This is a genomic window from Brochothrix sp., from assembly GCF_017549435.1.
GTDB classification, from domain to species: Bacteria; Bacillota; Bacilli; order Lactobacillales; family Listeriaceae; genus Brochothrix; species Brochothrix thermosphacta.
The window spans coordinates 1-6,113 of sequence record NZ_JAFYUW010000020.1; the positions used below are offsets into that span (position 1 = coordinate 1).

6 protein-coding genes are annotated in these 6,113 nt (G+C 34.4%); 3 read left to right on the plus strand and 3 right to left on the minus strand.

Annotated elements, in window-relative coordinates:
- Positions 1-961: hypothetical protein (locus IKV95_RS01310; protein WP_287451328.1), on the minus strand; the 961-nt coding region annotated here is incomplete at its 3' end.
- Between the two features lie 185 nt (positions 962-1,146).
- Positions 1,147-2,265: a hypothetical protein gene (locus tag IKV95_RS01315; RefSeq protein WP_287451329.1), complete on the minus strand. Its 1,119-nt coding sequence runs from the start codon at positions 2,263-2,265 to the stop codon at positions 1,147-1,149.
- Positions 2,266-2,439: 174 nt separating this feature from the next.
- On the opposite strand from IKV95_RS01315, the gene aroD reads away from it, so the two are divergent.
- Together aroD and IKV95_RS01325 are read left to right on the plus strand one after the other, a co-directional pair.
- Complete coding sequence (aroD, locus tag IKV95_RS01320; protein ID WP_069125654.1) at positions 2,440-3,192, plus strand: type I 3-dehydroquinate dehydratase; 753 nt, start codon at positions 2,440-2,442, stop codon at positions 3,190-3,192.
- Positions 3,193-3,204: 12 nt separating this feature from the next.
- Positions 3,205-3,702, plus strand: coding sequence for a GNAT family N-acetyltransferase (locus IKV95_RS01325; protein WP_029091909.1), 498 nt, complete (start codon positions 3,205-3,207; stop codon positions 3,700-3,702).
- A gap of 127 nt (positions 3,703-3,829) precedes the next feature.
- On the opposite strand, the gene IKV95_RS01330 is transcribed toward IKV95_RS01325, so the two are convergent.
- Positions 3,830-5,050 (minus strand): GNAT family N-acetyltransferase, encoded by a 1,221-nt coding sequence (locus IKV95_RS01330; protein ID WP_029091912.1) that lies wholly within the window; start codon positions 5,048-5,050, stop codon positions 3,830-3,832.
- A gap of 288 nt (positions 5,051-5,338) precedes the next feature.
- Between IKV95_RS01330 and IKV95_RS01335 the strand changes: the two genes are divergently transcribed.
- Positions 5,339-6,113: amino acid permease (locus IKV95_RS01335; protein ID WP_287451330.1), on the plus strand; the 775-nt coding region annotated here is incomplete at its 3' end.

The window sequence follows — 6,113 nt, forward strand, 5'->3', positions numbered from 1 at the left end:
CATCAAGTTCTTCATCAAGTTCTTCATCAAGCTCATCACTTAGATAAGGCGCTAAAATAGCCTCGATTTCCTTAACATTAACGATTTCTTTTTTCGCAGGTAGTTTAATGGCTACCTGTTTATCATTGGGTTTATAGTTATATAAAACCTCAATTGAGTCAATAAAACCTTCATCTTTTTTATCAAAAGTAGAAGTCAGTGCCACAGCAAGATCATTTGTTTTAGTATTTAAATTAAATTTAGCATCAAGTGCTTTAGGAAGATTTTTAATCATTTCATCGAAATCAGGGATAACGAATTCTTTGTATTCTTTTTTAGATTTAGAAAGTGTATTGAATTTTTCAGCTAAAACAACAACATCTTTTTTAGTTAGTTTAAAAGTAACCACATCATTCTCTTTTGTGAAACGTTCTTCGTCTAGTGAAGTGAAATAGTTAGATACCTCTTTTTGAAATTCCTTAGTAAGATTTGTTGCGCTTTTGCTGTCTATTTCTAAAGTATCTGCATCAGAAAGTTTAAGGTACTTACCGTCAAAAGCGCTAAGAGTCTTTTCATCAGAGGGTAATTCTGAGTTAAACTGAGAAGCTATTTTTGAAATCCCTCTGAAAATATCTAAAGAGAAATACATATCGTCATTTTTACTTATAAATTCTAACGGTATTTTTTGTCCGAGTGCTTCAATATTTAACTTTGTATTTGTTGCTTTTTCCGATACATCGTGTTGCATCGAGCCGGTTACTTTAATGTCCTTTAATTGAGTAACCATCACGTTGGCTTCAGGCGAATCTTTCATATCCGCTGTTAGTTTAATATCTTTAATGGTCATTGAGATATCGTTGCTTGAATTCTCTGTAACGTTCTTTTTCGTATAATCAAAAAATTCTTCTTTAGCAGATTTACCACAACCTGCTAAAATAATAACACTCAAGATAATCAGTAACGCTAACTTTATTTTTTTCATTTCCCCACTCCTTAGTTATAAATGTTCATATTATAACTATAACAATCTTGTTATTTATTACAAGTTCATAAAGTGTAGTGTAATCTTCAAAAAAACAAACACTTTAAAAGAAATCAAATTTAAGTAAGAAACAATTTTTTCTAAAAAAAAAAACGTTGTACCTCAGGGGATACAACATTTTGTTATTATTTATTCTCTAATAAAGCTTTTTCCATCGCTTTATATTGTTTAGGTGTTAGAATTTCTTTATAATTTGCTAAAAGTGAATCGATATCATTTTTGGTTAAAGCACTTAAATCTTCTGTTGTGATTGCTTCTAGCAACTGATTAAATTCAGCATCATCGATTTTAACATCGTCATAAGAAGCGTTCAATTGGGACTCTTCAGTAGCAGCTAAAAGCTCGGATACTTCATCCATTGTCATAATGTTTTTCTTAGCAGGTACCTTGATAGCAACTTTTTTATCATTAGGTTTTAGCGTATACAATAATTCTACAGACTTAATTGGTACTTGCTCATTTTTATCAAATTCAATAAGCATTGTCATATCAGACGCTTGCGATTTAGTGTTATTGTTTATTTTAAGAGTGATGTTTTTTGGTAATGATTTTATGACTTTATCAAGATCAGGAATAACATACTCAGCATAAGTCTTTTTCGATTTCGCAACTTTATTGTATTCTTTAGCTAATTCGACAATGTCTTTTTTGGTGATAGAAAACGTAACAACATCATCTTTTTTAGTGAAGCGCTCTTCACTGAGCGAGTCAAAGTATTTTGCTACTGATACTTGATAATCCTTACCAAATGCTTTTGCATTTTTAGTATCAATATCCAATTCGTTTTTTTCGGAGATGTTGATGTATTTACCTTCAACCTCTTTAAATGTTAATTCATCAAACGGTAAACTAGCACCAAACTGAGTAGAGATATTTGCAATCCCTTTTAAAATGTCTAATGAGAGATACATATCATCATTTTTGCTAATAAAGCTTAAGGGTAGCTTTTGACCAAGTGCCTCAATTTTCAAGTCAGTGGCAGATAACTTTTCTTTAACATCTTGCTGAATAGAACCAGTTACTTTAATGTCTTTCAATTGAGTCACCATGGCATTAACCGACGGGTCCCCACTCATATCAGATGTTAATTTGATATCTTTTATCTTCATTGAAAAATCATTGCTTGAACTTTCTGTAGCTGTTTTTTTAGCAGCATCAAAAAATTCTTCTTTAGCAGACTTACCACAACCTGCTAAAACAATAATACTTAATAAAACAAGTAGAGCTAACTTCATTTTTTTCATTAATTTCCCTCCATGTAAAGCATAGTCATATTTCTATTTAAATATAACAATTAGTAGGGGGAACTACAATTTATGATTTTAGCTAAAATCATAAAAAGAAAAATGTTTTCAAATCTTTACAGACAGTGTAGACTAAATACAAGATAACATTCAGAAAAAGAGGTGAGTGAATTCATGGTTAAAACAGTGAGAATTGGTCATCTTACAATTGGAGAAGGGGCACCCAAACGCTGTGTTTCTTTTATAGGTAATAATAAGGCTGCTATTAAAACAGAAATTATGTTGTTTAAGCAAAAAAAACAGGCGATTGATATGATTGAATGGCGTGTTGATTGTTTGGATAAATGGCAAGAGCGAACAGAATGCGAAGCAATTGCACAACTAATTAAAGCTGAGATTGGAGAAACACCAGTAATTTTCACTTGTCGAACAATGCGAGAAGGTGGTCTTGCACAAGTAACCGCCGAATCTTACAGTGAATTATTAAATTGGGCAATAAATAGCTCCTTTTTTGATGCAATTGATATTGAGCAGGCATGGGAAGAAGAGATGAGTGGTTCATTAATTCAAAGTGCAAAATCAAACGGTTTAGTGTCATTAGTATCTCATCATAATTTTGAAGAAACACCTTCGTTAGAAGCAATGGTGACGTTATTGTCAAAAGCAGAACAATTAGGTGGTGATATCCCTAAACTAGCGGTAATGCCACAAACTAAAATGGATGTATTGCGATTGCTAGAAGCAACCCTATTATTGTCAGGGCGCTCAAAAGGACAACCAGTTATCACCATGTCAATGGGAGAATTGGGACAAGTTAGCCGTGTTATTGGTTCGTTTAGTGGGTCAGCACTGACATTTGGATCGTTGCAGCAAGCTAGTGCACCAGGCCAAATTGAAGTTGAAACACTTGCACAAATGATGAACTAAGGAGAGAAGCAGATGATTCGTCACGTAGAATTGAAAGATGCAGAAGCGATACAAACTATTTATAATGATGCTGTACTCAACACTACAGCTATTTATGCTAATGATCCTGTGACAGTCGCTAATCGCGAGCAATGGATTAAAGAAAAGTTGGCTGCGAACTGGCCATTATTTGTGTTTGAACTAGAAGGTCAGGTTGTAGGTTATGCTACATATGGTGTATTTAGAGATTATCCCGGTTACATACATACCGTAGAACATTCAATTTATGTTAACCCACAATTTTCAGGGCGTAAAATTGCGACATTATTAATGACAACTTTAATTGCAGAAGCTCGTCAACAGGGTTATCATACGATGATTGCAGGGATTGATAGCTCTAATGAAGCAAGTATTTACTTACATAAGAAATTAGAATTCGAGTTTTCAGGACGTTTAAAAGCAGTCGGATATAAATTTAATCGCTGGCTCGATGTTGATTTTTACCAGTTGATTTTGCAAGAAAACGAGTAAAAAGAAGAGTGACCTAACAGTTAATTGGTTAGGCCACTCTTCTTTTTGGTTTTTTCGAATCTTTAGAGAAGGGATAAGAAATCCCTGCTTTTATTTTATATCCCTAGAACTCCAAGCTAACTATCACTTAAAAGTAATCAGAGTAGTAAGGGACGTCTGTTGGTATAATACTTTCAAGTAATTGAACGTGTTCAGGTGATGCTTGTAAACGCCCGATTTTTTGCAAATACGTGGGGCGTTTATAACCTAGGAACATCGTTGTAAGTGTGGGAATATTAATAACGGAATCAGCTTCTTTATCAGTAAGCGCGATTGTTATTTTGCCATCACAAAATGTGAGTCGATACGTATGACGATTCCAATCAGCTAAAGGATCTTCAACTTTAAAAAGCCATTCACCGTTTATTTTTGATAACGTTTTGAATGGGAATTTCTCAAGGAAAGGTAAAACATCAACAATTCTTCCCATATAATAAGGAGAAATTGTTTCTTTGATCTCACTATCATCTAATAAGAAGGCAAGTGGCTCATCTGTATAAGTTGAACCTTTAACTTCGGTCACCATTGAGAAATGAGCTGAAATGAAGTTCCATAAACCAATACGGGCTTCTTCATTCAGAAAGACCATTTCTTTCAGGTAAAAGACCTCATCGGCTAATCGATAAAATAAAAAACCAGTAGGCGTGCCTTCAGTATCACGGTAAACAGCAGCCATCATTTCATCTGATTCCCAGCGCCAATATTCATCCCATGCGAGTTGGTTACGAATCATACTGCCGTGTTGCTGTGACGCAAAACGATTATAAATATCAAAGATAAGTGGATCATCACATTCAGTACGTTCAACCATGCCTAATACTTGTTTCGTTTTAGGGAGCTGTGTATCTTTTACAGTAAATGTCATTTTATCACTGATTATTTCCCAACCTTTGCGACGGTAAAACGGAATTGAGTAGGGATAAAGATACGAGATATATTGCTGGTTTTCACGCATTTTTTCTAATGCACTCACCATCAATTGATTCATTAAACCAAGTCCAGCATATTCTGGATAAGTACCAACACCTGTAACACCACCCATTGCATATTCTGTCCCAAAAATATTGACTGTAAAAGGATAAATAGCGATTTGTGATATTAATTTTTGTTGATCAAACCAACCGATGACATCGGCTTGTTCAAGCACTGGTAATTTTGCTTGTTTAATTTCATCTTCTTCCCAGCCAAATGTTTGTAAATCATCACTTGTTACTTGAAAAACGTAACGTAATAATTCATTAAATTGTGTGACATCATCTTTGTTAACTAGTTTCAATTCAAAATTATGTTTTAGAGCTTTCGGCTCCATAGTTTCGACCTCCAAATTTTTTCAAAAAAAGTTTATCTAACAATAATATACCATAGAGAGCGGTATTAAAAAAAGAACTCCCCTTTTTTGTGACAATCCTTTTAAATTACTAACAATTGTATGCTGTAAATAGTTAAACAATGGTAGCGTTTGCATGCGCTTAATCTAAAAGTGATATAATTATAGACCTTTGTCACAGAAAAAACAATAGTAATTTTATAAAAAGTGTATTAGACTTAATAAGAATCTATTGAGGATATTTAATTGGAGGAAATTAATCGCATGTCAATTCAAGAAAATCAGAAAGAACTGAAACAAGGATTAAGCGGACGCCATGTACAATTCATCGCTTTGGCGGGTATGATAGGAACGGGTATTTTTAAAGGAAGTGCAGAAACACTACAAAAAGCTGGACCAGCTGTTGTCTTTGCCTATCTTGCAGGTGGTTTATTACTGCTGATTGTGATGACAGCTTTAGCTGAAATGGCATTAGCTCATCCCAAGCATAATGTGCAAATGTTAATTCATAAAGCAATGGGGTCACGCAGTGCTTTTGTAACGGGATGGCTTTATTGGGTTAACTGGGTGATTGTTACCACAGTTGAAATCGTTGCTGCAGGTAGTTTTTTACAGTATTGGTTTGATATGCCGTTGTGGGTATTGTCACTTATCTGTGGTGTGCTTATTATCGCCATTAACTTAACGCAGGTAAAAAATTACGGTGAATTAGAATTTTGGTTTGCCGGTATTAAGATAACAACATTAATCTTGTTTATTATTTTAGGGGCATGTTTGATTTTTGGTATCGTCCCAAGTTCAGCAGTTAGCCCAGCAGAAAATCTTACTGGAAATGGTGGCTTCATGCCATTTGGTTTAACTGGTGTGGCATCAGCGTTTCTAGTTGTTGTCTTTTCATATGGTGGCGCGGAACTTGTTGGCGTAGCAGTGACAGAGACAAAAGATGTTGAGAAAATATTACCACGCGTTATTCGAGGCACTGTTTTCCGTGTCATTACGTTCTATATTTTCCCTATCTTAATTATTTGTGCGCTCATCCCATGGA